Source organism: Pseudomonas sp. BS-2016 (assembly GCF_001806145.1).
In the GTDB taxonomy this organism is placed as follows: domain Bacteria; phylum Pseudomonadota; class Gammaproteobacteria; order Pseudomonadales; family Pseudomonadaceae; genus Aquipseudomonas; species Aquipseudomonas lundensis.
Window position 1 is genome coordinate 1 of record NZ_MLCT01000028.1, and the last position, 19,330, is coordinate 19,330.

At 56.4% G+C, this 19,330-nt stretch carries 37 protein-coding genes; 22 read left to right on the forward strand and 15 right to left on the reverse strand.

What is annotated here, in order from left to right:
• The 12 genes from BKD70_RS15135 to BKD70_RS15180 form a co-directional block, all read right to left on the reverse strand.
• Positions 1-446: YqaJ viral recombinase family protein (locus BKD70_RS15135; RefSeq protein WP_175441020.1), on the reverse strand; the 446-nt coding region annotated here is incomplete at its 3' end.
• The gene (locus tag BKD70_RS15140) at positions 443-1,195 is read right to left on the reverse strand and encodes a recombinase RecT (protein ID WP_047274357.1); all 753 of its coding nucleotides are present in this window, start codon (positions 1,193-1,195) and stop codon (positions 443-445) included. The genes BKD70_RS15140 and BKD70_RS15135, both read right to left, overlap by 4 nt.
• A gap of 157 nt (positions 1,196-1,352) precedes the next feature.
• Positions 1,353-1,538 carry a hypothetical protein gene (locus tag BKD70_RS24780; protein WP_139047497.1) on the reverse strand — a complete coding sequence of 62 codons (186 nt, stop codon included), beginning with the start codon at positions 1,536-1,538 and terminating at the stop codon, positions 1,353-1,355.
• Positions 1,535-1,672 (reverse strand): hypothetical protein, encoded by a 138-nt coding sequence (locus tag BKD70_RS25055; RefSeq protein WP_169897135.1) that lies wholly within the window; start codon positions 1,670-1,672, stop codon positions 1,535-1,537. Before BKD70_RS25055 ends, BKD70_RS24780 begins: the two co-directional genes overlap by 4 nt.
• Positions 1,669-1,860 (reverse strand): hypothetical protein, encoded by a 192-nt coding sequence (locus BKD70_RS15145; RefSeq protein ID WP_047274360.1) that lies wholly within the window; start codon positions 1,858-1,860, stop codon positions 1,669-1,671. The genes BKD70_RS25055 and BKD70_RS15145 overlap by 4 nt, the downstream gene beginning before the upstream one ends.
• Positions 1,857-2,294, reverse strand: a complete 438-nt coding sequence (locus BKD70_RS15150; RefSeq protein WP_047274362.1) for a hypothetical protein — start codon at positions 2,292-2,294, stop codon at positions 1,857-1,859. The genes BKD70_RS15145 and BKD70_RS15150 overlap by 4 nt, the downstream gene beginning before the upstream one ends.
• A gap of 21 nt (positions 2,295-2,315) precedes the next feature.
• Positions 2,316-2,576, reverse strand: a complete 261-nt coding sequence (locus BKD70_RS15155; RefSeq protein ID WP_047274363.1) for a hypothetical protein — start codon at positions 2,574-2,576, stop codon at positions 2,316-2,318.
• Positions 2,577-2,595: 19 nt separating this feature from the next.
• Positions 2,596-2,880, reverse strand: coding sequence for a hypothetical protein (locus BKD70_RS15160; protein WP_047274365.1), 285 nt, complete (start codon positions 2,878-2,880; stop codon positions 2,596-2,598).
• A gap of 21 nt (positions 2,881-2,901) precedes the next feature.
• A complete protein-coding gene (locus BKD70_RS15165; protein ID WP_047274367.1) occupies positions 2,902-3,138 on the reverse strand; it encodes a hypothetical protein in 237 nt (78 codons plus the stop codon).
• A gap of 422 nt (positions 3,139-3,560) precedes the next feature.
• The gene (locus BKD70_RS24785) at positions 3,561-3,794 is read right to left on the reverse strand and encodes a hypothetical protein (protein WP_139047498.1); all 234 of its coding nucleotides are present in this window, start codon (positions 3,792-3,794) and stop codon (positions 3,561-3,563) included.
• A 525-nt stretch (positions 3,795-4,319) separates the two neighbouring features.
• On the reverse strand, positions 4,320-4,526 hold the full coding sequence (locus BKD70_RS15175; RefSeq protein ID WP_038440781.1) for a hypothetical protein: 207 nt from the start codon (positions 4,524-4,526) through the stop codon (positions 4,320-4,322).
• Positions 4,527-4,530: 4 nt separating this feature from the next.
• On the reverse strand, positions 4,531-4,743 hold the full coding sequence (locus BKD70_RS15180) for a hypothetical protein (RefSeq protein WP_047274375.1): 213 nt from the start codon (positions 4,741-4,743) through the stop codon (positions 4,531-4,533).
• Between the two features lie 466 nt (positions 4,744-5,209).
• Between BKD70_RS15180 and BKD70_RS15185 the strand changes: the two genes are divergently transcribed.
• Positions 5,210-5,530, forward strand: coding sequence for a DUF1654 domain-containing protein (locus tag BKD70_RS15185; protein ID WP_047274377.1), 321 nt, complete (start codon positions 5,210-5,212; stop codon positions 5,528-5,530).
• 39 nt (positions 5,531-5,569) lie between these two features.
• Here the strand turns inward: BKD70_RS15185 and BKD70_RS15190 are convergent, their stop codons facing one another.
• From BKD70_RS15190 to BKD70_RS15195, 3 genes are all read right to left on the reverse strand, one after another.
• Positions 5,570-6,091: a hypothetical protein gene (locus BKD70_RS15190; protein WP_052892155.1), complete on the reverse strand. Its 522-nt coding sequence runs from the start codon at positions 6,089-6,091 to the stop codon at positions 5,570-5,572.
• Positions 6,092-6,097: 6 nt separating this feature from the next.
• Positions 6,098-6,460 carry a hypothetical protein gene (locus BKD70_RS24790; RefSeq protein WP_139047499.1) on the reverse strand — a complete coding sequence of 121 codons (363 nt, stop codon included), beginning with the start codon at positions 6,458-6,460 and terminating at the stop codon, positions 6,098-6,100.
• Positions 6,461-6,530: 70 nt separating this feature from the next.
• Entirely contained in the window at positions 6,531-7,361 is an 831-nt protein-coding gene (locus BKD70_RS15195) for a LexA family transcriptional regulator (RefSeq protein ID WP_047274379.1), read from the reverse strand.
• Between the two features lie 103 nt (positions 7,362-7,464).
• Between BKD70_RS15195 and BKD70_RS15200 the strand changes: the two genes are divergently transcribed.
• The 21 genes from BKD70_RS15200 to BKD70_RS15295 all read left to right on the forward strand — a co-directional run bounded on the left by BKD70_RS15200 (position 7,465) and on the right by BKD70_RS15295 (position 19,254).
• A complete protein-coding gene (locus BKD70_RS15200; RefSeq protein WP_047274381.1) occupies positions 7,465-7,689 on the forward strand; it encodes a helix-turn-helix transcriptional regulator in 225 nt (74 codons plus the stop codon).
• Positions 7,690-7,719: 30 nt separating this feature from the next.
• Positions 7,720-7,908 (forward strand): hypothetical protein, encoded by a 189-nt coding sequence (locus BKD70_RS15205; RefSeq protein ID WP_047274383.1) that lies wholly within the window; start codon positions 7,720-7,722, stop codon positions 7,906-7,908.
• A gap of 333 nt (positions 7,909-8,241) precedes the next feature.
• Positions 8,242-9,084: a hypothetical protein gene (locus BKD70_RS15210; protein WP_047274387.1), complete on the forward strand. Its 843-nt coding sequence runs from the start codon at positions 8,242-8,244 to the stop codon at positions 9,082-9,084.
• Positions 9,081-9,824 carry a helix-turn-helix domain-containing protein gene (locus BKD70_RS25215; RefSeq protein WP_047274389.1) on the forward strand — a complete coding sequence of 248 codons (744 nt, stop codon included), beginning with the start codon at positions 9,081-9,083 and terminating at the stop codon, positions 9,822-9,824. The genes BKD70_RS15210 and BKD70_RS25215 overlap by 4 nt, the downstream gene beginning before the upstream one ends.
• Positions 9,821-10,576: a replication protein P gene (locus BKD70_RS15220; protein WP_047274391.1), complete on the forward strand. Its 756-nt coding sequence runs from the start codon at positions 9,821-9,823 to the stop codon at positions 10,574-10,576. The genes BKD70_RS25215 and BKD70_RS15220 overlap by 4 nt, the downstream gene beginning before the upstream one ends.
• The gene (locus BKD70_RS15225) at positions 10,573-10,893 is read left to right on the forward strand and encodes a hypothetical protein (protein ID WP_047274393.1); all 321 of its coding nucleotides are present in this window, start codon (positions 10,573-10,575) and stop codon (positions 10,891-10,893) included. Before BKD70_RS15220 ends, BKD70_RS15225 begins: the two co-directional genes overlap by 4 nt.
• Positions 10,890-11,060, forward strand: a complete 171-nt coding sequence (locus BKD70_RS25060; protein WP_169897139.1) for a hypothetical protein — start codon at positions 10,890-10,892, stop codon at positions 11,058-11,060. The genes BKD70_RS15225 and BKD70_RS25060 overlap by 4 nt, the downstream gene beginning before the upstream one ends.
• Positions 11,057-11,875: a hypothetical protein gene (locus BKD70_RS15230; RefSeq protein ID WP_047274394.1), complete on the forward strand. Its 819-nt coding sequence runs from the start codon at positions 11,057-11,059 to the stop codon at positions 11,873-11,875. Before BKD70_RS25060 ends, BKD70_RS15230 begins: the two co-directional genes overlap by 4 nt.
• Positions 11,872-12,078, forward strand: coding sequence for a hypothetical protein (locus BKD70_RS15235; protein WP_047274395.1), 207 nt, complete (start codon positions 11,872-11,874; stop codon positions 12,076-12,078). The genes BKD70_RS15230 and BKD70_RS15235 overlap by 4 nt, the downstream gene beginning before the upstream one ends.
• An 85-nt stretch (positions 12,079-12,163) precedes the next feature.
• Positions 12,164-12,622 carry a hypothetical protein gene (locus tag BKD70_RS15240; RefSeq protein WP_047274397.1) on the forward strand — a complete coding sequence of 153 codons (459 nt, stop codon included), beginning with the start codon at positions 12,164-12,166 and terminating at the stop codon, positions 12,620-12,622.
• Positions 12,619-13,248: a recombination protein NinG gene (locus tag BKD70_RS15245; protein ID WP_047275931.1), complete on the forward strand. Its 630-nt coding sequence runs from the start codon at positions 12,619-12,621 to the stop codon at positions 13,246-13,248. The genes BKD70_RS15240 and BKD70_RS15245 overlap by 4 nt, the downstream gene beginning before the upstream one ends.
• Positions 13,245-13,931 carry a hypothetical protein gene (locus BKD70_RS15250; protein ID WP_047274401.1) on the forward strand — a complete coding sequence of 229 codons (687 nt, stop codon included), beginning with the start codon at positions 13,245-13,247 and terminating at the stop codon, positions 13,929-13,931. The genes BKD70_RS15245 and BKD70_RS15250 overlap by 4 nt, the downstream gene beginning before the upstream one ends.
• A 254-nt stretch (positions 13,932-14,185) precedes the next feature.
• The gene (locus BKD70_RS15255) at positions 14,186-14,698 is read left to right on the forward strand and encodes an acyloxyacyl hydrolase (protein WP_047274403.1); all 513 of its coding nucleotides are present in this window, start codon (positions 14,186-14,188) and stop codon (positions 14,696-14,698) included.
• Positions 14,699-15,113: 415 nt separating this feature from the next.
• Positions 15,114-15,443: a hypothetical protein gene (locus tag BKD70_RS15260; protein WP_047274405.1), complete on the forward strand. Its 330-nt coding sequence runs from the start codon at positions 15,114-15,116 to the stop codon at positions 15,441-15,443.
• Positions 15,440-15,784 carry a hypothetical protein gene (locus BKD70_RS15265; RefSeq protein WP_047274407.1) on the forward strand — a complete coding sequence of 115 codons (345 nt, stop codon included), beginning with the start codon at positions 15,440-15,442 and terminating at the stop codon, positions 15,782-15,784. Before BKD70_RS15260 ends, BKD70_RS15265 begins: the two co-directional genes overlap by 4 nt.
• A 49-nt stretch (positions 15,785-15,833) precedes the next feature.
• Complete coding sequence (locus BKD70_RS15270; protein ID WP_047274409.1) at positions 15,834-16,025, forward strand: hypothetical protein; 192 nt, start codon at positions 15,834-15,836, stop codon at positions 16,023-16,025.
• Entirely contained in the window at positions 16,022-16,210 is a 189-nt protein-coding gene (locus tag BKD70_RS15275; protein ID WP_047274411.1) for a hypothetical protein, read from the forward strand. The genes BKD70_RS15270 and BKD70_RS15275 overlap by 4 nt, the downstream gene beginning before the upstream one ends.
• On the forward strand, positions 16,207-16,461 hold the full coding sequence (locus tag BKD70_RS15280) for a hypothetical protein (protein ID WP_047274413.1): 255 nt from the start codon (positions 16,207-16,209) through the stop codon (positions 16,459-16,461). Before BKD70_RS15275 ends, BKD70_RS15280 begins: the two co-directional genes overlap by 4 nt.
• Positions 16,462-16,885: 424 nt before the next feature.
• A complete protein-coding gene (locus tag BKD70_RS15285; RefSeq protein ID WP_047274415.1) occupies positions 16,886-17,500 on the forward strand; it encodes a putative metallopeptidase in 615 nt (204 codons plus the stop codon).
• Positions 17,501-17,531: 31 nt separating this feature from the next.
• Entirely contained in the window at positions 17,532-17,993 is a 462-nt protein-coding gene (locus BKD70_RS15290) for a DUF2280 domain-containing protein (RefSeq protein WP_047274417.1), read from the forward strand.
• Complete coding sequence (locus tag BKD70_RS15295) at positions 17,980-19,254, forward strand: terminase large subunit domain-containing protein (RefSeq protein WP_047274419.1); 1,275 nt, start codon at positions 17,980-17,982, stop codon at positions 19,252-19,254. Before BKD70_RS15290 ends, BKD70_RS15295 begins: the two co-directional genes overlap by 14 nt.
• Positions 19,255-19,330 lie beyond the last annotated feature (76 nt).

Genomic DNA, 19,330 nt, shown 5'->3' on the forward strand with positions numbered 1-19,330 from the left:
ACAAATATGACCCGCTCAGCGCCGCTCACCAGCAGTTGCTGCTCAAGCTGCCAGTAGTAGTGCGGAGCCAGGTCGCCCGCTTTCACCTGGGCCACGACTGACTCATTCCATAGTTTGTGCTCGAACAGTGTCTCGCCGAGCATCGTGGCGCCGTCCATGGAGGCCAGCAGGTTGCCCTCGGTAGCAACGATCGGATACAGCTCTTCGCCGATCAGTGCTTCGGCCAGCGGGCGAGCCATGGCTTCGGTTGCGTGGCCTTTGTCGAAAATGAACTGCTGAGATGGCGTGACGTCCGGCGTGATGCCGGTCTTCTTCAGCGTCAGCAGGTCGGTGCGGGTTTGGTACTTCGACGCGCCCATCATTGCTGGCGCTTCGGAGGCTGTGAAGTGCTGGGCGCGGAGGGCGAGCCACTCGGCGGAGCCTTGAGCTACGTTGTGAATTTTCATGCGGCTTCACCTTCAAGTGGCTTGAGCTGGTTGATGGAGTCAATCTGTTCGGCGGTCAGCGTGTATTTGCTGCTGACAGTGGCGATGACTTGTTCGGGCGACTTGCCACCTTCGATTGCCTTCCGCCATTTCGGCAGGTTCTCTGTCAGCTTCTCGTCGGGATACGCCTCAAGCTCCGTCGGCGCCGCGATCTTGGCTACGCTGGCGAGCGGCTGGCCGTTCTCGCGCTCTTTCGGCATGTCCTGCAACTCTTCCGCGACCGGCATGCCGCGCAACACATCAGGGAACACGTCACGCAAGGCGAAAGCTCGGGCCCGCATTTGGCGCATTCGCTTCGGGTGTTGGGTCCAGGGGCCTTGCTTGCCCATCAAACCCGCAGTTTTTGCATCGTCCATGTCGAAGGTGCGGACCTGCTCGTCTTCGCCGCGGCGCTTCACTCGGCAGGTTGCCGTGTGTCCGTCGTCGCTTTCGTAGACGTACTCGCAAAGAGGGGAGCCGCGCACCAGGGCAATCACTGCGTCACCCCAGAGCGCCGGGCGCCCGTTGATGACCGCGATGTTCTGCATCGCTTGCAGCGGCTGCAGGCCCAACTCCAAACCCCACTGGATCGCAACCAGGATGTTGCCCGGGTTGCCGAGGAACTCTTTCGGCACAATGGTTGACTTGGCCAGGATGTCGGCGAAAGCCATTGCCTCGGTCAACGATGACGGCGTTAGGCTGAAACTTTGCTTGGTGGTTAATTCGGACACGACAGAATCCTTGCCGCGACATGCGCAGCGATTGAATGCTTGGGTTATTGAGTGATGCGATCGGCGAGAGCGCTGAGCAACATCACGAAAGTAAAGAATGCGAGTGCTATGGCAGACCCGCGCCAGAAGCAGTAGCGCTTGGCTCTTTGGTAGGCGGTCATGGCTTTGTTTCCGGGAAAATTCGCCGATAAACCGGATATGGATTAATTACCTCCGCATCGAACATTTTCTCGTACCGACGACGAGCATTTTCTGCGGCTTTCTTTGAGTAGAAGAATTTGTCAGCGCCTGATATTTCAACCATCCAGCCAACAGGGTGATCACAAATCTCTTGGACGCTCACATTGCCACCTTGCAAGTCCAGCGGCCCGCACACTTGCAAGGCTGCTCGATCCATTTCACGTCGGCCAAAAGCAAGAAGCCTCGATTTCTCAAGGCTTCCACGATTCCTGTAAATGATCCGGCGATGATGGTCATGACACCTCCTTGCGCCGGGCAACAATCTTGTTGAGGCGCCCGCAGTAGTGGTTGAATTCGGCGATGGTGATGCGATCGTCTAGCATCATTTCGCTCAGCGTTTTCTGGATCATCACCGACCAGCTGACCGGTGTTTGGCTATCTTCAAGGGTCTCAAGCTCTTCGCCGATCAGTACGTGAGGGCTCATAGATCACCATCCACATCGTCTTCACGCTCTTCCCGTTCTGCTGCAACAGCGTCGGCGGCGTATGGCTTCAGAAGCTCCATGGCGATGCGCTCGGCGGCTTCTATGGGACGCTGCTGGCCGATCAGGTCGGCGGCGTGTGTCCTGGCATCGCTCTGACTTCCAAGGATTGCCGAAAGGAACAGTCGGGCGAGTGAGTCGCGCTCATCCAGTCCGTCTATTTGGCTCTGATTCAGGATGCCTTGCAGATAGGTGCAGTACCGGTCGAAGGTCACGACCTGCGGACGGCCAAAGCGCCGCCTCCACTTGATGTCCATGCCGCACACCAACTGCTCGGCCGAGTGTTCCAGCCATTCCTGTTCCGGGTTCGCCTCGCTGATATCTGGAGGCAACTGAGCGTCGTAACGCTCTTGGCATATCTTCAATGCTGCGTTCATGGTCGCCTCCAAATGGCGGGATTAATCGAAGTAGTCCTGATCGGCCAGATACTCGGAATGCTCGTTTACAAGCCATTCTTCCATCGAGGCGATTTCTGATTCAGTCATGAAGCTGGTGTCGTCTTTCGACTCCCAATTGATTTCGCAATGTCCGAAGTACTCGTCGGGATCAGCGGCTTGGGAGCTGAAGTTGCCTTTTCGGGCTGAGAAATATGCGACGGTCAGGCTGATGGCAACGTCCTCGCCGCCCTTGACCGTCCAATATTCGTAAGTGCGGGCCATGGCGACCTCCAGGGTGGCGTTATTCGGTGGGCGGGGCGGGGAGTGGTTGCCAGTGCGTTGGCGGGTTCTCTTCGGTGAATCCGCCATCCCAAGACATCCAGAATGGTTCGATTTCTTCGTACTCCCGACAGTGACAAGCGCCGCCGCAGTCACCAACATCCCGGAGAAGCTCATCCCCGACGGTGTAATGCCCAAGGGTCACCCGTGCAGGTGAAGGAACGCCGTCGAAAGTCTGCCCAATGGACGCCAGAAGAATCTCCGTGCCATCCATAGGCGCCGATGCGATGTCTTTCCAATCGCTCATGGCGACCTCCAGTGTTTGGGGTTAGGCGGAACGGTTGGCGAGCATTGCGTCGGCCATTGCGTAGGAAATTTCAGCGACCGTTTCCATCTGTTGGGCAGCGCTTTCACCTAGTGAATCAAGCGTCTCTGCCTGCCATGCGTTGGCGAGATAGCCCTGCAGTGCCTTGGCCGCGAAGTAGTCGCGCAGGCTCATGCCCAGGACCGAGCCGAACTCGTTGCTGTCGCTCGGAAACGCAGGCGCGCTGTTGTCTTTGTTCATGACTCTCTCCATTCGCTGGTTCACCTGTATTCGTTCAACACTCCTTCCTCCCGCTGGTTGCCGATGGGCGCGAGGGAGGAGTGCTGACGTAATAGAGGTGGGGAAGGGTGTGCCTGTTTTTACAGGGGCAGGCTCCCTGTTTCCTCGCTTTCCACAGTCGAGGGAAAACCATATGCTTCGACTTCCACAGTCGAAACAAGGAATGTAGTAATGGCGAATTACATGGTGCGGGTTGAGATTTTCAAGGCTGACAGCGAGGAATACGCAGACCTACATAAGGCGCTGGAAGCGCTTGGCCTCAAGAGGACGGTTCAAGGGGATAATGGGGTTCTCAGGATGCCGCCTGGCACCTACTACGGAGCAAGCTCGCTGGGAACCTATGAGCTGAGGGAGAAAGTTAAGACTATTGCCGCCCCCTTCTCCTACCCTGCCGATCCTTCAGTGTTTGTCTCTGAGTCAAGCGACTGGTCTGGCTGGCTTCGACTAGCCTGAGACGAACTACCGCCGCCAGCGGAAGGTCTTCCTTTGGGCATTTCACTTACCCAGTAGGCCAGGTAGTTTGAAGCGATGGCGAAAGCCTCATCAAAAGTGACGCTTTCATCCGTCGCGATCTCCTGAATAATCTGGCGAAACCGCTCAATCTGATCTTCGTTCATCTCACTCTCCTGCTTTCCGCGTGGTCCTGAGTAGGGCCACCTGGAGAGCATCCTGCCCGCTGATAACGGGCAGGTAATCTCTTTCCTTGCCCGGCTGAATCAGCAGGCGGATAAAATGTTTATTCATGCTGGCTTGAAGTTGCGCAGGAAGTCGGCCTGCTTACTTCTTCCAAAAATCCACTTTCCCTCTACTTGATATTCCAAAATCCCAAATGGCATGCGCTCGGTTACAACAAGAATTACGGGCTCCCCGTTCTTGCTTGAAAGCCACCGACTCCCTATTGCTACGGCTGCTGGCTTGCTCATTTTCTTACCAGCTCGCTAGAAGTCAGCAGGACGCTATGCGTGCAGTGGTTGCAGCGATACCAGGTTCCGCAAAATGCTTGCTCCTTAGTGCCAGCCTGCTGAAGTTGCATGGCGCCGTGCTGAGGGCATTCAGGAAGTCGTGCTACTTGATTGCTCATCATCTTTCTCCCGGTTGATTTCCCGTCTGGCCCTGATCAGAAGGCCAGCCAGTGAAATCGGTTATGCATGCATTTGCACAGTGACGAAGCCATTGCTCTCCACTCTGTGCGTCCAGCGGTTGAACCAGACACCGTCGCCGAACTTCTTCATCGCCGCTCGGCGAACCTCGATGACGATGCTGTCGGCGGTGTCGCCCTTGTCAGGTGCTACGAGCCAGTCGAGGCGTTTACCGTTGCTCAGGCTGCTGTCGATATAGAAACGCGCCATTTGCTTATCCCTCAATACCAAAGTGGCGGCGAACTACCTGCTCGCCGATTTCTTCAAGCAGCGCCTCAACACCAAAGTGATTGACGACTTGCTCAACTTCGAAGTTTTCCAGCACCGTTGCGCCGTCTGCATCGAATGCCGAGACAGCCATAAACGTGCGACTAGTCGGGTTGACGTCTATTTTGCCGGCGTCGAAATTCAAAACTGAGATATTCATTCCTTTCCCCTTTCAATGATTTCCCGGATGACCCTGTCGCCAAGGTCATCGAGGAAATCTGTTTTCTCCACCACGCGAATCGCCGGATTCATATCTCTGGCCAGGTCACACATTTCGTGTCCGGTGTTCTTCCTGGCTGGCTTGCGTGGTTTCGCGTACTCACATGAGGGAGTACGGCAGCTACCAGAGGCTGCATGGACGACGGTTTAGCTTTCTCACCACCGGGGTTGCCGGTACGTCGTTGGGTCACGTCAGGTTGTGTAAAGAGCGATCAGGCCCTGAGGCCCTGGCGAGTCCCTGTTGGGTGACTCGATGGGGTGAACTATCACGCATCGTGTTTATTTCGTCAACACAAAATGTGATTTATTTTTGCAAATAAACACGGCCGAAATCTGTTTACGCCTGCTACATGGTCGAGCTATGATTTTTCTACTACTGGTTATATGTACAGCTAAGGAGGATTGAAATGGCGAAGGGGCATAAGCATGCGAAACCTACAGCACGGCAGGAAATGAGCGGAGTAGAGCGCCTAGGGCTGCGAGTTTCAGGAATGATCAATCACCCATTTTCGCAAGAGCGGCGCTGGGTGAAGATTCATCGGCTGGATACCGACGGGGAGAGGGAGTGGTCGGAGATACTTGGCGCTCTGTCGGAAGCCGATGGCATCTACATGACGTTTCACGATGAGGATGAATCGATTACGCTGCGGTGGGAGCCATCGGAGGATGATTACCGGCCAGCCGAAGTAAGCGAGGCATACGAAGAGGAGGTGGCAGCACCTTTCTGACGGAAACAAAAAAGCCCAGCTCAGGGGCTGGGCTTGATTTTACTTCTGCTGGGCAGGAGCGGGCGTAGGTTCGAGCGCTCGAGCAGGTGTCGATTCTAAAGATTTTTCACTTCTGCCCATTTGAAATGAAGCGACCATATTTGAAGTAAGCATGGCGTTGAAGCCGGCGATGCCAATCACAATAGCAAGCACCGTGGAAACTGCCGTGACAATCATAGTGGTCTTCATAGACCCTATGCTGGACTTGATCTCCCCATGATTACTGGAAATCTGATTCAGGGTTGCCTCCATTCTTTTATCGCGCTCGGCTTGAACTGCCACGAATGCATCAATTTTTGCGGAAACAGCTTCTACTCGAGCGTCCATCTTGACTTCAATGGTCTCAAGTTTTGCGTTGAATTCTTCGCGCGAGATATCGTTCATACGTTGAGTATCGTCCTTCGGCGGCTTGTTGTCATCTACGAGCTCCCCGGGCAATGTCTCGGACTTAAGGTTGATGGCCAGATCTTTGGTGCAGTGCTCGAAGCCTTTTTTCACATCATCAGCGGAATGGTATTTCATAATGATTTACTCACCATCCGTATCAGATTCAGCTGAGTCATCATCTGCTAAGTCTGTATCCACCGCTGGATTTTCCTCTACCCACTTGTGCACAACACTTGCCATATGTGTGCGCAGAAAGCCGCAATTCACGCAATAGTATCCGAATGTTGAAAGGTAAAAGGTCTTTTCCCTATTTCTAACCGGCATGCCTAGCCGCAATGTTGGACCGCCATCATTAGGGCAAAGTACGGTCCACTCCTCGCCACTGCATACCGGACAGCGTTCCGTTTCGTTGCCTCCTTTCGCCACCAGAAATCTGACGAATTCGTTAGACGATACCGAGAACATTGTCATGCGCTTCAGGGGTTTCTTTGGAGCATCTGTCATGTTTTGTTCCATTCAGAAAAATCGCTTAATCCATGAGCTTTGAGCTGACCGCCCGGTGTCCAAACTGAAGCTAAACGAGATGAGCATTCCAGACGAGCAGCACGCGCGCCTGTATGTAGGTCTCATCAACAAAGATATCCTCGGCCTTGTGCTTACGGTTGTCCGAGATCATCTTGAATTTGTCTTTCCCCTTCATCTGTAGGCGCTTGATGTACTGGAAGCCCTGATAGGAGAAGAAGTAAATCCCGTCGCCGATGAATTCCTTGATGCTGACATCGACCAGTAGCGGATCGCCATGCTTGATGGTTGGCGTCATGGACTGCCCCCAGCCGGTGATCATCTTCAGATGGAAGTGCTCTTTGAACTCGACGCCCATGGCTCGGAGCTTGGAGGGGCTGACGCGCACGTCCTGGAGCATCTCGGGGAAATCATGAGCAATTTCGCCGCCGCCCAAAGCTCCGCGCACGTCGTAGTGAGCAATCCATACCTCGTCCCCAACAAGGCCGGGGCGGGAGAAGTCCACCGTGACGACGTTGCTGTCTGCAGTATCCGCTACGGCAATAATTTTCTGCTTCAAAGCCTCCGGCACATTCTTCCCGCTCTTGGCGAGCATTGCCCGGACTGCATCGGCGGCGCTGCCTGGGGCGACCGAGGTCTGCGCAGTCTCAAAGCTGAGGGGGCTAAGGTCGGCTGGTGGTGTGCTTAGCAGTAGCTGTGCGTCATCAATTCTGAGCGCTTTGGCTATCGCGGAGATGTCAGCCAGGTTTGGCTCTCTGGTCCCCGCCTCGTAATTACCCACTCTCGACTGAGACTTCCAGCCGCAAGCATCTGCCAACTGGGCCTGGGAGAGGCCAGCTTCTTTCCTGAGGCGCTTTATGCGCTGCGCTAAAGATTCGTTCATTCGCGGGATTCAATCACGAATTGAAATACCCGGCTTTCACTTATTGTGTTTGCCTTTAACACGATGCGTGTTTATCCTGTGTTTAATTATGAAGGAGCACCAGATGAATCAAGTCCGAATGATCCGCGAGAGGGCTGGCGTCACACAGGCAGCGCTGCGCCGGGCGCTCGGCTGGAATCAATCCCGCCTGGCGAATTACGAGTCCGGTCTTCGTTGCCCAGGGCTCAGCGAGGCCCGACTCATCGTCAACGCCTTAAATGTGCTCGGCGCGGAGTGCGAGCTGGATGACGCCTTCCCTCCCGAAAAACAGCCATTAACAGCCGCTTAAACCCAATTCATCAGCCACAAGGAGCAACACATGCATTACGACCCAAGCCACATGCACGACAAGCCGACAAAGGTGCGCCTCGACGAGGTGGCTGACGATCTGCTTACCGCAATGGCGAGATACCAGCGCACACAAAAAGCCGTTCTTGCTCGGGAAATACTTGAGCGCGGACTGAACCAGATGATGGAAGAGCTTAACGCAAAGACCGATGTGGCCTGAAGTTGCCGAGGAGGCCCTGTGCCTGAAACAAAACAGCTGGATGTCCAGCTCGAATGGGAAGGAGTCAGCAATCTGGAGTTTTTAGCCAGGCAAGCAGGCGTAACACCGGAAGAGCTGGCAGCAAGAATCATCAACAAGGAATTGGACCGAATGTCTAGACCACCCCCAAGCAGGGGCAAGGTCAGGTCGCTAGGGCGAAGGGCTGATTAGCCCCTTAGGGACTATTAAGGAGCTGCCAATGAAACAACTGATTACCGAATCGCAGGCACAAAAAAGCCACCGGGCAATGGTGGCTTCTTGTGCAGCACTTGCAACTAAGTTCTGGAGCGAATAATGCCTATTCCCCAATCGATCGTCAACACCAACGAATCCGCGCCACGTTTTCTGCAATCGCAAAACGTGGCGCGAGAAGTTTCGATGACCAGTCTTGAGCTTGTCGAATTCATAAATGCTCATCGCTCACGGCAATCCGCCGAGACCGGTTCTAAATTTGCTTTGCTCATGCACAAGAGCTTCTTAGGCAAAGTGCCCGAGGTTTTGGGCGAGCAGGCATCGGCAAAATTTATTGCCGATCTCCCTGATAGCTATGGGCGCCCGCGAAAGGGCTATTCATTCCCAAAGCGCGAATCCTGCCTGATGGCAATGTCGTACAGCTACGATCTCCAGGCCGCAGTTTTCGACCATATGACAGCGCTGGAGGAGCGACTTTCGCAAAAGGTCGCACTCCCTTCATACGCCGAGGCCCTGCGTCTCTATGCAGACCAGATCGAGCAGACAGAGGTGCTGCGCGTAGAAAACCACCAGCAGGCCACGAAGATTCAATGCTTGGAAGACCTGTTCAGGGAGGGCGAGACGGCAGCTCAGTTCTGCAAGCGGTTAAACGGCTTGAACGTCATGCAGGTGAACGCCTGCTTGAAGGCTAAAAACTGGCTGTTCACTGAGGGCCGGTCCGGCACCCGGTGGCGCGTCTCCTCCTATGCCCGCGACAAGTACATGACCGAGCACCAGCACGAAGTCACCCCGCATGGAAAAGACGCATTCATCTCCTACACACCCATCCTGCTGAAGAAGGGCGCTGCACGCCTGTACGACCTGTACCTGGCCGGCGAGCTGCCAATGAAGAAGACCTGGGACGGCCTATTCACTCACGACAAAGCGTTGCGGGGTGCTGCATGACTGATCTACCCCGCCAATTCAAAGGCGTGTGGATTCCTGCCGAGGTCTGGCTGGACCGTTCGCTGTCTATCACTGAGAAAGTGATGATGGTCGAGATCGGTAGCCTGCAAGACCCTGTCAGGGGGTGCTACGCCAGCAACAGCCATTTCGCCAGGTTCTTTGGCCTGTCGAGTTCCCGCGTCTCTGAAATCATCAGCGCGCTTTCTTCCAAGGGCCTTTTGCGGGTCGAACTGATCCGCGATGGTCGGCAGGTTGTGGAGCGCCGCGTGCGCCTTTCTGACCTATTCGGAAAGTCGAATACCTATTCGGAAAAGGCGGCGACCCTATTCGGAAAAGGCGGTGACCCTTATTCGGAAAAGGCGGAGGAGAGTAATACAAAGAGCAACAGTACATCTGAGGGTGAAAAGCGCGGCTCAGCCAAGGCTTCCCCGTCCGCTTCGCGCAAGGCCTCGAAGTTCGATCCTCTCATTGCGCGCCCTCTCAGCGTCAGCGAATCAACCTGGGCTGACTGGTGCCAGCACCGCCGCGAAATCAAGAAGCCTCTGACCGCCACCACCTGCGCCAAACAAGCCAAGACCCTGGCAGGCCACCCCGACGCTGACGCAGTGATTAACCAGTCCATCAGCAATGGCTGGACCGGCCTGTTCCCGGACAAGGTTGTGGCGGGCGGCAGGAATGTTGGCAACGGCCCGGACTTCTACGACCAGTCTTGGCGCACCGATACGAGTGATGACCTATGAAGAACGTCACTCAGATGATCCCAGGTGCTGCGCGCGCACTGTCCACCGCCGCCCCTTATCAGGCCCCGGCGCAGATCGGCAGCCAGCTTGGAGTGGTGGATGACGCTACCGGTGAAGTGGTTGAGCGCCTGTTTCGGCAGTTGCAGGCCATCTTTCCGGCGCACAAGCAGGCTTGGCCGGACGACAAGGCCAAGGCCGCAGCGATGCGCAACTGGACAATGGGATTCATGGCTGCCGGCATCCGTACGCTGGAGCAGATCCGTTATGGAATCGAGCAGTGCCGCAAAAGCGGCTCACCGTTCGCCCCAAGCGTCGGCCAGTTCATAGGCTGGTGCACGCCTGGACCTGAGGCGTTCGGCCTGCCAGCGAGCGCTGACGCATGGGTGGAGGCATTGATGGGCGTCTACAGCCATGAGGGCGTGAAGATCGCGGCCATTGCCACCGGCCTGTTCGACCTGCGCGCTGCAAAACAGGAAGACAAGGGCCTGCGCCAACGCTTCGATCACAACTACGCGGTAGTGATACGCCGCGCCCAGGAAGGCCAGCCGCTGGACGGGAAGATCCTCACCGGCATCGGCCACGACAGCCAGAAGACCGCCTTTGAACTCGCCAACGAGCTGGCCGACCAGCAAACCCAAGCACGAATCCTTCAGCAAGGCATCCCGGCCGACGGCAAGTCAGCCCGCGAGCTGCTGCTGGCGAAAATGAACATCAAGCGCGAGCCGGTGTGCGGCGCGGAGAAGCGGACATGACCGACAAGATGCGTGAAGAGTTTGAAGCCTCGGTGCTGAGCGAATACCCCAATCAAAACATGGGCAAATTCGCCACCGGCGAGTACCAAAGCACCACGATTGAGCATTGCTGGTGGGCATGGAAGAAATCCCGCGAGGTGCTGGTGATTGAGTTGCCCCAGATCGTTGGGTACGAGGCCGGTTACGACTCGATCCGCGAAAACGAATACGCCTCACAAAGCAGCGAGCTTTTCGATGCTGATGAGGTGTTTGCTCTGTGTCGCAGCATTGAGGTTCGTGAAGCCATCGAAGCCGCTGGCGTGAAGGTGAAGTCATGAGCGCCCAATTCCTCCTGATCATCCTCTACGTCTACGGCCAGGGGTCTTCAATGACCTCGGTCCCAATGGAAACCCTTGAGCTTTGCGAGCAGGCGGCGGTTCAAGCCAAGAAGCTCGAAGGCGCGCTTTCCAATATCAAAACTCAGTGTGTGCGGGGTGAGGTATGACCGACAACACCGATCTGAAGCGGCTGGCCCAGCGCGTAATCGACATCGAGGCGCTTGACGGCGGAGAACCGATTGGTGAGGCCTGGGGTGAGTTTGAAGCTGCTGCAACGCCTGCTGCAGTCTTGGCCCTGATCGCCGAGAACGAAGCACTAAAAGGTCCGCATGACTGGCTGGCGGAAGACCTGATCAAGGAGCTTGTCGATAACGCTCAGGCGATTCAGGAAAACGCTGACGATGGAGAAGACGATCCATTTGTCATCGTTCTTCTCGCTTCGGCATCACGCATCCGTAGACAGGAAGCGAACATCGACAAGCTCAGGGCTGAAAACGAGCGGCTTGCCAAAACCGCCGACTGCTGGGACAGGCTGAATGTCCAGAACAAGGCGCTCAGCGATTCGTTCAGGGCCGAGCGCGACCAGGCCGAGCAGGATTACAAGGATGTCGTCGGCACCATTGAGCTTCGCGACATCGAAATATCCAAGCTCCGCGCCGAAGTAGCCGGCCTACGCACCGGCTACGAAGCCTACGAGCAGGTGAATGCTGAGCTGAAGGCTGAGAACGAACGTCTTGAGCGTAACCGCGACATGTGGAAGGGCCAGGTAGAGCGGCAGACCGAAGAGCTGAGGCTTGCTCATGAAGCGGACAAGCTGCTCAAGTCTGAGTGCGAAGGGCTGCGCGAATCACTTACCCATGCCGCCGACGAGGTCGAGTCTTGGGGTGCTTACGCCTCGGACTACTTCCAGCAGAAGCACGACCTCGCAGGGACGGTGCTGAAGGTCCGCCAAGCCGCTGTGAGCAAGGAGTCGGGCCAATGACTCGATACGACGAAATTCCTCTGGCCGATCCTGACTTTTCCAAGCCGGTTATCGAAGTTGCCGAGCATTACCAAGAGGCCTACTTCGCCGTTCGCCTCTTCTGTGCCAAGGAAGTCAATCGTGCCGAGTTCTGGCGGATAGCCGCTCTGACCGGCTGGTGTGTTGCAGGGTTCACGATCCTGTTCAGCGTGGTGCCGTCATGAACATCATCGTGTTGCTCTATGCGCTTGACTTGCCTATCGAGTTCGAAATGCGTCGCTACCTGCGGCGCAAATGGAGTGCCCGGTAATGGCCGATAAAATCCGCCTCAACTCCCTATCCGAACTGTCGGCCGTCAGTGCTGCGATCCGCGCAAAGGGTTTCCCTTGCAACGTAACCATCACCGGCGCGGGCCGAAGCCTTCCCCAAAACGCCCTGTTCCACAAGTGGTGCGAGTGCGCCGCCCAGTTCTTCGTGTCCATGGGCAAGACCACGTTCGCCACCGGTGCGCCGATGAACATGCCGAACATGAAGCGCAACCTGAAGCTGACCTTCCTGGGCGAAGAGGTTATCCGTGACATCAACCTCAAGACTGGCGAAGTCACCGAGCGTTACGAACTCAAGCGCACCAGCGATCTGGACAAGGGCGCCATGCACTCGTTTATGACCTGCATTGACGCCTGGGCTGCTGAACACGGGATCTACCTGCCGCATCCCGAGGACAGCGAGTACATGAAGATGCGTTGCAACATGGGGGAGGCGGCATGAAGCGCACCCCACTGCAACGTAAAACCCCGCTCACATCGAACGGACCTCGCCGCAAGCGCTGCCCAGAGTGCCGGGTGATGTTCACACCCTCCAGAAGCTCGCAGGCGGTGTGCGGAGAGATCGAGTGCGCCATCGCTCACGGGAAGTCGGAGAAAGGCCAGGAAAGCGCGCGCAAGGCCTTTGCTGATATCGGGCGACGTGACATCAAGGTGCGCAAAGAGGCCCTGAAAAGTCGCGGCGACCACATGCGCGAGGCTCAGCAGGCGTTCAACGAATACATCCGCACCCGTGACCAGGCCGCCGGCCACTTCTGCATCTCCAGCGGCAAGCCTTTGGACTGGAGCGGAAACGCAGTAGATGCAGGGCATTACCGCAGCGTCGGCTCCGCGCCGCACCTGCGCTTCGATGAGCGTAATTGTCATGCCCAGAGCAAGCAGGACAACCGATTCCTCTCCGGCAACGCCGTGGACTACCGGATCGGCCTGATAGCGCGCATTGGCCAGGAGGCCGTCGATGCCCTGGAATCCGACCAGAGCGTGCGCAAGTACACCGTGGATGAGATCAAGGCCATTAAGGCCGAATACCGGGCAAAGACCAAAGAATTGAAGAAGGGGGAGGCCGCATGAAGCTGATCAACGCAAGGCAGGTATGGACTGAGGCACAGCACGAATCGAACGCGTCGATCAGCGCTGTGGCCATCGACAGGGCGGAGTCGGCACCAGTGAAGACGGGCGGACGCATCGGCAAGCGCGATGCCCAATTCCCGGCCATGGGCAGCGAGAAGGGGGAGGAAGCTGGGCGCTTCTCCGTGCCTGGGCAGCGGATCAGCATAAGCGAAACGCGGCGCACATCGGCGGGCAAGTCCACAGCCCGCGCCGCACATCTGGCAACCATTGGTAAAGTCCTGCGCGCCATCGACACCCTGCCATTCCAGGAGCAACAGTTCGGGCACTACCTGTATCACCCATGCATGACTCTCGCTCACGTGCTCAATGCTGAGAAGCTGATCTGGAGTTGCGTGGACTTTTCCACCCTGACCGAAGCCAAGGAGGCGAAGGTGCATTGCCTTGTGACGATGGCCCTGCAGTCCTACAAGGTGGAGGCTCATGACGGCGCTCAATGGGGACCAGCTCGTATCGCCGAGGGCATGCTCAAGCTCTACGGCGTTCACATAGAACCCAAAGTGTGGGATAGGGACTGGAAAGAAGCGTGGAATTTCCTGCGAGACGCCATTGAAGAAGTGGATATTCGTGTTCAGCAGCCGGTGTGGCAGGTTATTCACGCAGAAAAAGAAGAAGTAGCGGCATAAAAGTGTTGTGATGTTGGGGTTTTTGATGTACTTTCCCCATAGTGCACAAGTAACGCGAAACGCACACGAAACCATAAACCCGGCCAAGCGCCGGGTTCTATCTGCCTAAACGAACGTGTTTCCATTGCGCCTTTATTGCCAAAAAAAGTGACATAAGCGCCAACTGAAAATTTCTGAGAACGAATTGATGGCACATTGATTCATAGTGCCGTTGTAAATAAATTGATCCCTTCTTAGAACTTATTGGTCACAAAATGAAGAAAAACATCCTATCGGTTTTGGTTTTTTGCGCTGTTTGTAACGGCGCTCAAGCTGTAGAACTTTCAGGCGCCCTCGGTGCCACGAGCCAAGGCGGATTGACTGCTCGTGCTGCGCTGGGATTCAATTGGGATAAGGCGTGGTTGGAAAGCTCTACAGGTAAGCTGACAGGATATTGGGACTTGGGGTACACCTATTGGGAGTCGGGGAAAGAGGCTGGTGCTCGCCACTCTCTTTCCTTTGCCCCGGTCTTCGTTTACGAGTTTGGTCAAGGTGACATAAAGCCGTTCATCGAAGCTGGTGTGGGTGTCGCAATGTTTTCGGGCACTAACGCTGGCGACCAGAAATTCGGATCGTCTTTCAACTTCGAAGACCGAATTGGCGCTGGCTTGAAGTTCGGCGATACGCAGAAGGTAGGTGTTCGGGCTACTCACTATTCAAACGCGGGCATCAAAGAACCGAACGATGGCATTGAGTCTTACGCACTTTTCTACAGTCATTCGATTTGATCTGACCAGGAACCCGGCCATCGCGCCGGGTTTTTTTATTGCCTGAGTTTCACTGCAGCCAGGGCAGCCTCACGGAAGGCCTGGACGCTGATAAGCCGGTAGTGCAGCGCTACGGAAAAACACCGGCAGCCCGTGCACCCTGACCTCACTGTGCTTCCAGGGTGGCGCGAGACAGCGCCGGCGAGATCGATGCATTGGGGCGTCGACGCTGGGACTGTCTTTGGCTGACAGCGGGGAAGACACGCGCACCTATTCAGGGCCTCGACATTGATCGGGGCCTTCTTGTTTTCGGCCCCGCTACACCCTTCGCTATGAGCTGGGAGTGCCGCCAGGGCTGATCTATTCGCCGCTGCTCCCCAGCGTTTGGCCGCTCACACCGGCCTTTTTTATTCATCATGCCCACGGAGTAGCGCGCATGGAGTTTCTACAGCGCCTGTTCGATAAGCTCGACTGGGCATTCGCCGGACTTGTGGGCGCGATCGCCGCCAGCTTTTGGCACCGGGATGACCTGGTAGATCGAAAGGCCTGGACCATCTTTATTTTCTCCGGTGCCGTCTGTGCTCATTACCTGACCGGGCTGATCAGTGCCTACCTGGGCGTGGTCGAGCCGCGCAGTGTTGCCGGCATTGGCTTCCTGCTGGGTACATTCGGCGGCTCTCTCATTGCAGCCATAACCCGAGCAATCAAAGCGGCCGACCTTTGGGCGTTCATTCGTCAGCGGTTCGGCGGGGGTAACCCACCATGAATCTCGAACTGATCAACTCCGTCGCCTGCGGCCTGATTGCGCTGTGGGCGACCTGGTGCGTACTGAGCGGGAAGGTCAGAGACGGCATCCTCGGTAAGCTGATCTATTCGGCGATCGCTATCAGCGGATTTGTCGTGATGGCGCGCAACCAGAATATCTTCTTCGGGCCGACCACTGCCGGTCTGACGCTGCATGTGTCCCTGGCCCTGGCCGGTGCCCGCCACATCTTCATGGTCACGTACTGGCAGCGGGTGAAGGGCTGGCTGTGCCGGACACTCAACTGCGAGCACTGCCTGCACTGTGACAAGGCGCCAGGCGGTATAGATCGCCGGGGCAAGTAATCCGCGCCACGATTTGGCGCATTCGAAAACGTGGCGCGAGGTTTTGCAGATGAGCAACGTTACACGCCTGCGGCATGTGCTTCCGATAAGCCCTGACATCAGCGCCGCAGTAGGCGCTCTCGACAAGGCCATTGCTGATGCCGTGGACGCCGCCAAGGAAGCCGGGCTGCCCCAAGGCCTGATCGTTGGACTCCTCCATGGTCACGCCCACGCACAGACGCACCAGATGGTGAAGCAATGACCGCGACCATCCACGACATCGCCGACCAGCGCCCGCACCTGATGGTGGTGGCCAGTGATGGTGTCCACGTAATCCCGCACGGCCTATTTCAATCGGTGATCGCCGGTGATAAGCCTTCATCGATCCTGACCGAGCCGGTGGTGCAACGGATCATCGAAGAGTGGCTGCAGCAGGTGACTGCATGAGCGTGAAGATTGTTGAGCTCAAGCGTGAGGGATGGCGAGACGCCGCCAAGACCCTGCGCAAGATCGCCGATGACCTCGATGCCGGTGAGCATCCAGAGTGCACCGTAGGTGCCCTGACCCTGATCGGCCCAAAAGGTGAGGTCACCGTATTCGGGCTGGGATCTAAGTGCGACGATCTGCAATGCCTGGGTGCGATGCGCCTAGGTGAGCAGAAGCTGATTGATGTGTTGCTGGATGGCGGGGAAGGGTAGGTGTGCCGCAGGTGAGTGCAGCACTCCAAGCCAGGATTTCCAGCCTCTTAACCTAGCTCTCTTTCTAGGGCCTCCTGATAGCAAACAAGGTCTGAGGATCGTTGATTGGCCTCGTATGCGGCTTGGTAATGGTCGGCGCTTTCATCGCAGGTATAGTTCGAGTTCCCGCCGAGTTCCCGCTCCAAAGCCTTTTGATAGCACACAAGGTCACTAGCTCGCATTGTAGATTGATAGCGGTCTTGGTATGACTGGGCGCTATCGGAGCATGAGCCATAAGGCGTATTGGCTGCAAAGGATGTGGTGCATGCAAGGCCGAGTGCGCAAATAGCAATAAGGGATTTGAGCGGGGTCATCCGTGAATCTCCGAGTAGGTATTTCTTACCATTACCGGCATTCGGCCACTATTTCAAGTTCAAGGTGAGAAATGGACAGGCCATACCCTCCGGCGTCACTGCTTGAGCTGTCCGACTTCGGCATTCGTCTAACTCCGGCTCCTGAAGTTTGGGAATGGCTTCAGGCCGAAATCCTTGCCGACACCGGCAGCATTCACAACGAAGACCACGCCCATCTACTGGATGCAGATATCCGGATTATGTGGGCATCGTCGAGCTTTGAGAAGCAAGGCCGAACGGTTCTGGGTCAGGCCGAGCAAGTAGCGTTCCGTGCCGGTGGCTGGCAGAAAGCCCGTATGGAGCAACAGATGCGTGATTGGTTCGGCGATGTGCCGGCGTTCATCATCACCTTGGCTGCTGACTACTGCGCCCAGTGCAGCGACCTTGAGTTCTGCGCCCTGATCGAACACGAGCTGTATCACCTGGCTCACGCGACAGACAAGTACGGTCAACCAGCATTCACCCAAGACGGTGCACCGAAGATCAAGCTGCAGGGCCACGACGTGGAAGAGTTCGTTGGTGTTGTCCGCCGCTACGGTGCAAGCCATGAAGTTCAAGCGATGGTGGATGCTGCAAACAAGCCCGCCGAGGTGGGTAAATTGAACATATCGAGGGCCTGCGGAACCTGTCTGCTCAAGTCGGCCTGAGGTTAGACAGCAATAGACGGAATCCAAACCTATGGCAGCCCTGAGCAGCGAGGTGAAGGCCTTTATCGTTCAGGCACTCGCCTGCTTCGATACACCCTCCCAGGTGGCCGAGGCCGTCAAGCGTGAATTCAGTGTCGAAGTGAGCCGCCAACAGGTGGAATCGCACGACCCTACGAAGCGATGCAGTAAGACCCTGGCCAAGCGCTGGGTGGAAATGTTTCACGATGCCCGCAAGCGCTTCCGTGAAGAGACGGTAGAGATCCCGATCGCCAACCGCGCTTATCGATTGCGAGCGCTTGGCCGTATGGCCGAGAAGGCTGAGAACATGAAGAACATGGCGCTGACTGCCCAGCTACTGGAGCAGGCCGCCAAGGAAGTCGGCGACGTGTACGTCAACCGGCAGACCAAGAATGAAAACCCCCACGACAATCTGGCGCCAACTCGGGTGCAGGTCGACGTAGTGGACGCGAGGAAGCCTGATGCCGACGCTTAACGTTCCTCAGGCCCAGTTCCTGGCAATGCCTCAGAAGTTCCGTGCATTCGTTGCAGGGTTCGGATCGGGGAAGACGTGGGTTGGCTGCGCAGGTCTGTGCCAGCACGTGTGGGAATGGCCAAGGATCAACGCTGGTTACTTCGCCCCTACTTACCCTCAGATCCGCGACATCTTCTTTCCGACAATCGAGGAAGTTGCGTTCGATTGGGGGCTCAAAATCAAGATCAAGGAGTCCGACAAAGAAGTCGACTTCTATGCCGGCGGCCAGTACCGCAACACGGTTATCTGCCGGTCGATGGAAAAGCCTGCGACCATCGTCGGCTTCAAGATCGGCCACGCCCTGGTCGATGAGCTCGACGTGATGGCCAAACTCAAGGCTGAGCAAGCCTGGCGCAAGATCATTGCCCGGATGCGCTACAAAGTGCCCGGGCTGAAGAATGGCGTTGATGTGGCCACAACACCGGAAGGGTTCAAGTTCACGTACCAGCAGTTCGTTAAGCAACTGAGCGAGAAGCCAGAGCTAAAAACCTTGTATGGCATGGTGCAAGCCAGCACCTACGACAACGAACTCAACCTGCCGGACGACTACATCTCATCGTTGGTGGGTTCATATCCGCCTCAGCTGATTAGTGCATACCTGCGTGGCAAGTTCGTCAACTTGACATCGGGGGCGGTCTACCCCGACTTCAGCCGCACACTTAACCATACCAATGAAGTCGAGCGCGCATATGAGCCTCTTTTGGTTGGGATGGACTTTAACCGCCTGAAAATGAGCTCAGTCATTTACGTCTTGCGTGACGGCCTTCCCCAGGCGGTGGCCGAGATCACTGACGGGCGAGATACGCCGTACATGGCGGACCTGCTGAAGCGCAAATATGCCGACAAGGGTCACCCGATCCAGATATTCCCCGACGCCTCTGGTGCCAACTCCAGCAGCAAGAACGCGAGCGAGTCAGACCTGAGCATCTTGCGGCAGGCCGGCTTTGCAATTCGCGTTAACTCGGTGAACCCGGCTATCGCTGACCGTGTGAACGCAGTTAATGCCCTGATCCTGAATGGCAAGGGCGAGCGCAGGCTGAAGGTCAACACAAACCGTTGCCCGCACCTCACCGATGGCCTGGAGCAGCAGACCTACGATAAGAACGGCATGCCGGATAAGAAGTCAGGCGTCGATCATTTGAACGACGCTGCCGGATACCCGCTGGCGTTCCTGTACCCGATTAACCATGTAGTCACGCACACCCAACCTCTGAGAATGTAACCATGTCCAACGACCCAAGCATCACACTGGATGCCGTAGACCAGATGAGCGCCTATTGGGACGTGATTACGCCTCT

Excerpts from the sequence above, each read along its gene's own strand:
- BKD70_RS25055 (WP_169897135.1), bottom strand. The coding sequence starts at position 1,672 with ATGACCATCATCGCCGGATCATTTACAGGAATCGTGGAAGCCTTGAGA.
- BKD70_RS15145 (WP_047274360.1), bottom strand. The coding sequence starts at position 1,860 with ATGAGCCCTCACGTACTGATCGGCGAAGAGCTTGAGACCCTTGAAGAT.
- BKD70_RS15150 (WP_047274362.1), bottom strand. The coding sequence starts at position 2,294 with ATGAACGCAGCATTGAAGATATGCCAAGAGCGTTACGACGCTCAGTTG.
- BKD70_RS15155 (WP_047274363.1), bottom strand. The coding sequence starts at position 2,576 with ATGGCCCGCACTTACGAATATTGGACGGTCAAGGGCGGCGAGGACGTT.
- BKD70_RS15160 (WP_047274365.1), bottom strand. The coding sequence starts at position 2,880 with ATGAGCGATTGGAAAGACATCGCATCGGCGCCTATGGATGGCACGGAG.
- BKD70_RS15165 (WP_047274367.1), bottom strand. The coding sequence starts at position 3,138 with ATGAACAAAGACAACAGCGCGCCTGCGTTTCCGAGCGACAGCAACGAG.
- BKD70_RS24785 (WP_139047498.1), bottom strand. The coding sequence starts at position 3,794 with ATGAACGAAGATCAGATTGAGCGGTTTCGCCAGATTATTCAGGAGATC.
- BKD70_RS15175 (WP_038440781.1), bottom strand. The coding sequence starts at position 4,526 with ATGGCGCGTTTCTATATCGACAGCAGCCTGAGCAACGGTAAACGCCTC.
- BKD70_RS15180 (WP_047274375.1), bottom strand. The coding sequence starts at position 4,743 with ATGAATATCTCAGTTTTGAATTTCGACGCCGGCAAAATAGACGTCAAC.
- BKD70_RS15185 (WP_047274377.1), top strand. The coding sequence starts at position 5,210 with ATGGCGAAGGGGCATAAGCATGCGAAACCTACAGCACGGCAGGAAATG.
- BKD70_RS15190 (WP_052892155.1), bottom strand. The coding sequence starts at position 6,091 with ATGAAATACCATTCCGCTGATGATGTGAAAAAAGGCTTCGAGCACTGC.
- BKD70_RS24790 (WP_139047499.1), bottom strand. The coding sequence starts at position 6,460 with ATGACAGATGCTCCAAAGAAACCCCTGAAGCGCATGACAATGTTCTCG.
- BKD70_RS15195 (WP_047274379.1), bottom strand. The coding sequence starts at position 7,361 with ATGAACGAATCTTTAGCGCAGCGCATAAAGCGCCTCAGGAAAGAAGCT.
- BKD70_RS15200 (WP_047274381.1), top strand. The coding sequence starts at position 7,465 with ATGAATCAAGTCCGAATGATCCGCGAGAGGGCTGGCGTCACACAGGCA.
- BKD70_RS15205 (WP_047274383.1), top strand. The coding sequence starts at position 7,720 with ATGCATTACGACCCAAGCCACATGCACGACAAGCCGACAAAGGTGCGC.
- BKD70_RS15210 (WP_047274387.1), top strand. The coding sequence starts at position 8,242 with ATGCCTATTCCCCAATCGATCGTCAACACCAACGAATCCGCGCCACGT.
- BKD70_RS25215 (WP_047274389.1), top strand. The coding sequence starts at position 9,081 with ATGACTGATCTACCCCGCCAATTCAAAGGCGTGTGGATTCCTGCCGAG.
- BKD70_RS15220 (WP_047274391.1), top strand. The coding sequence starts at position 9,821 with ATGAAGAACGTCACTCAGATGATCCCAGGTGCTGCGCGCGCACTGTCC.
- BKD70_RS15225 (WP_047274393.1), top strand. The coding sequence starts at position 10,573 with ATGACCGACAAGATGCGTGAAGAGTTTGAAGCCTCGGTGCTGAGCGAA.
- BKD70_RS25060 (WP_169897139.1), top strand. The coding sequence starts at position 10,890 with ATGAGCGCCCAATTCCTCCTGATCATCCTCTACGTCTACGGCCAGGGG.
- BKD70_RS15230 (WP_047274394.1), top strand. The coding sequence starts at position 11,057 with ATGACCGACAACACCGATCTGAAGCGGCTGGCCCAGCGCGTAATCGAC.
- BKD70_RS15235 (WP_047274395.1), top strand. The coding sequence starts at position 11,872 with ATGACTCGATACGACGAAATTCCTCTGGCCGATCCTGACTTTTCCAAG.
- BKD70_RS15240 (WP_047274397.1), top strand. The coding sequence starts at position 12,164 with ATGGCCGATAAAATCCGCCTCAACTCCCTATCCGAACTGTCGGCCGTC.
- BKD70_RS15245 (WP_047275931.1), top strand. The coding sequence starts at position 12,619 with ATGAAGCGCACCCCACTGCAACGTAAAACCCCGCTCACATCGAACGGA.
- BKD70_RS15250 (WP_047274401.1), top strand. The coding sequence starts at position 13,245 with ATGAAGCTGATCAACGCAAGGCAGGTATGGACTGAGGCACAGCACGAA.
- BKD70_RS15255 (WP_047274403.1), top strand. The coding sequence starts at position 14,186 with ATGAAGAAAAACATCCTATCGGTTTTGGTTTTTTGCGCTGTTTGTAAC.
- BKD70_RS15260 (WP_047274405.1), top strand. The coding sequence starts at position 15,114 with ATGGAGTTTCTACAGCGCCTGTTCGATAAGCTCGACTGGGCATTCGCC.
- BKD70_RS15265 (WP_047274407.1), top strand. The coding sequence starts at position 15,440 with ATGAATCTCGAACTGATCAACTCCGTCGCCTGCGGCCTGATTGCGCTG.
- BKD70_RS15270 (WP_047274409.1), top strand. The coding sequence starts at position 15,834 with ATGAGCAACGTTACACGCCTGCGGCATGTGCTTCCGATAAGCCCTGAC.
- BKD70_RS15275 (WP_047274411.1), top strand. The coding sequence starts at position 16,022 with ATGACCGCGACCATCCACGACATCGCCGACCAGCGCCCGCACCTGATG.
- BKD70_RS15280 (WP_047274413.1), top strand. The coding sequence starts at position 16,207 with ATGAGCGTGAAGATTGTTGAGCTCAAGCGTGAGGGATGGCGAGACGCC.
- BKD70_RS15285 (WP_047274415.1), top strand. The coding sequence starts at position 16,886 with ATGGACAGGCCATACCCTCCGGCGTCACTGCTTGAGCTGTCCGACTTC.
- BKD70_RS15290 (WP_047274417.1), top strand. The coding sequence starts at position 17,532 with ATGGCAGCCCTGAGCAGCGAGGTGAAGGCCTTTATCGTTCAGGCACTC.
- BKD70_RS15295 (WP_047274419.1), top strand. The coding sequence starts at position 17,980 with ATGCCGACGCTTAACGTTCCTCAGGCCCAGTTCCTGGCAATGCCTCAG.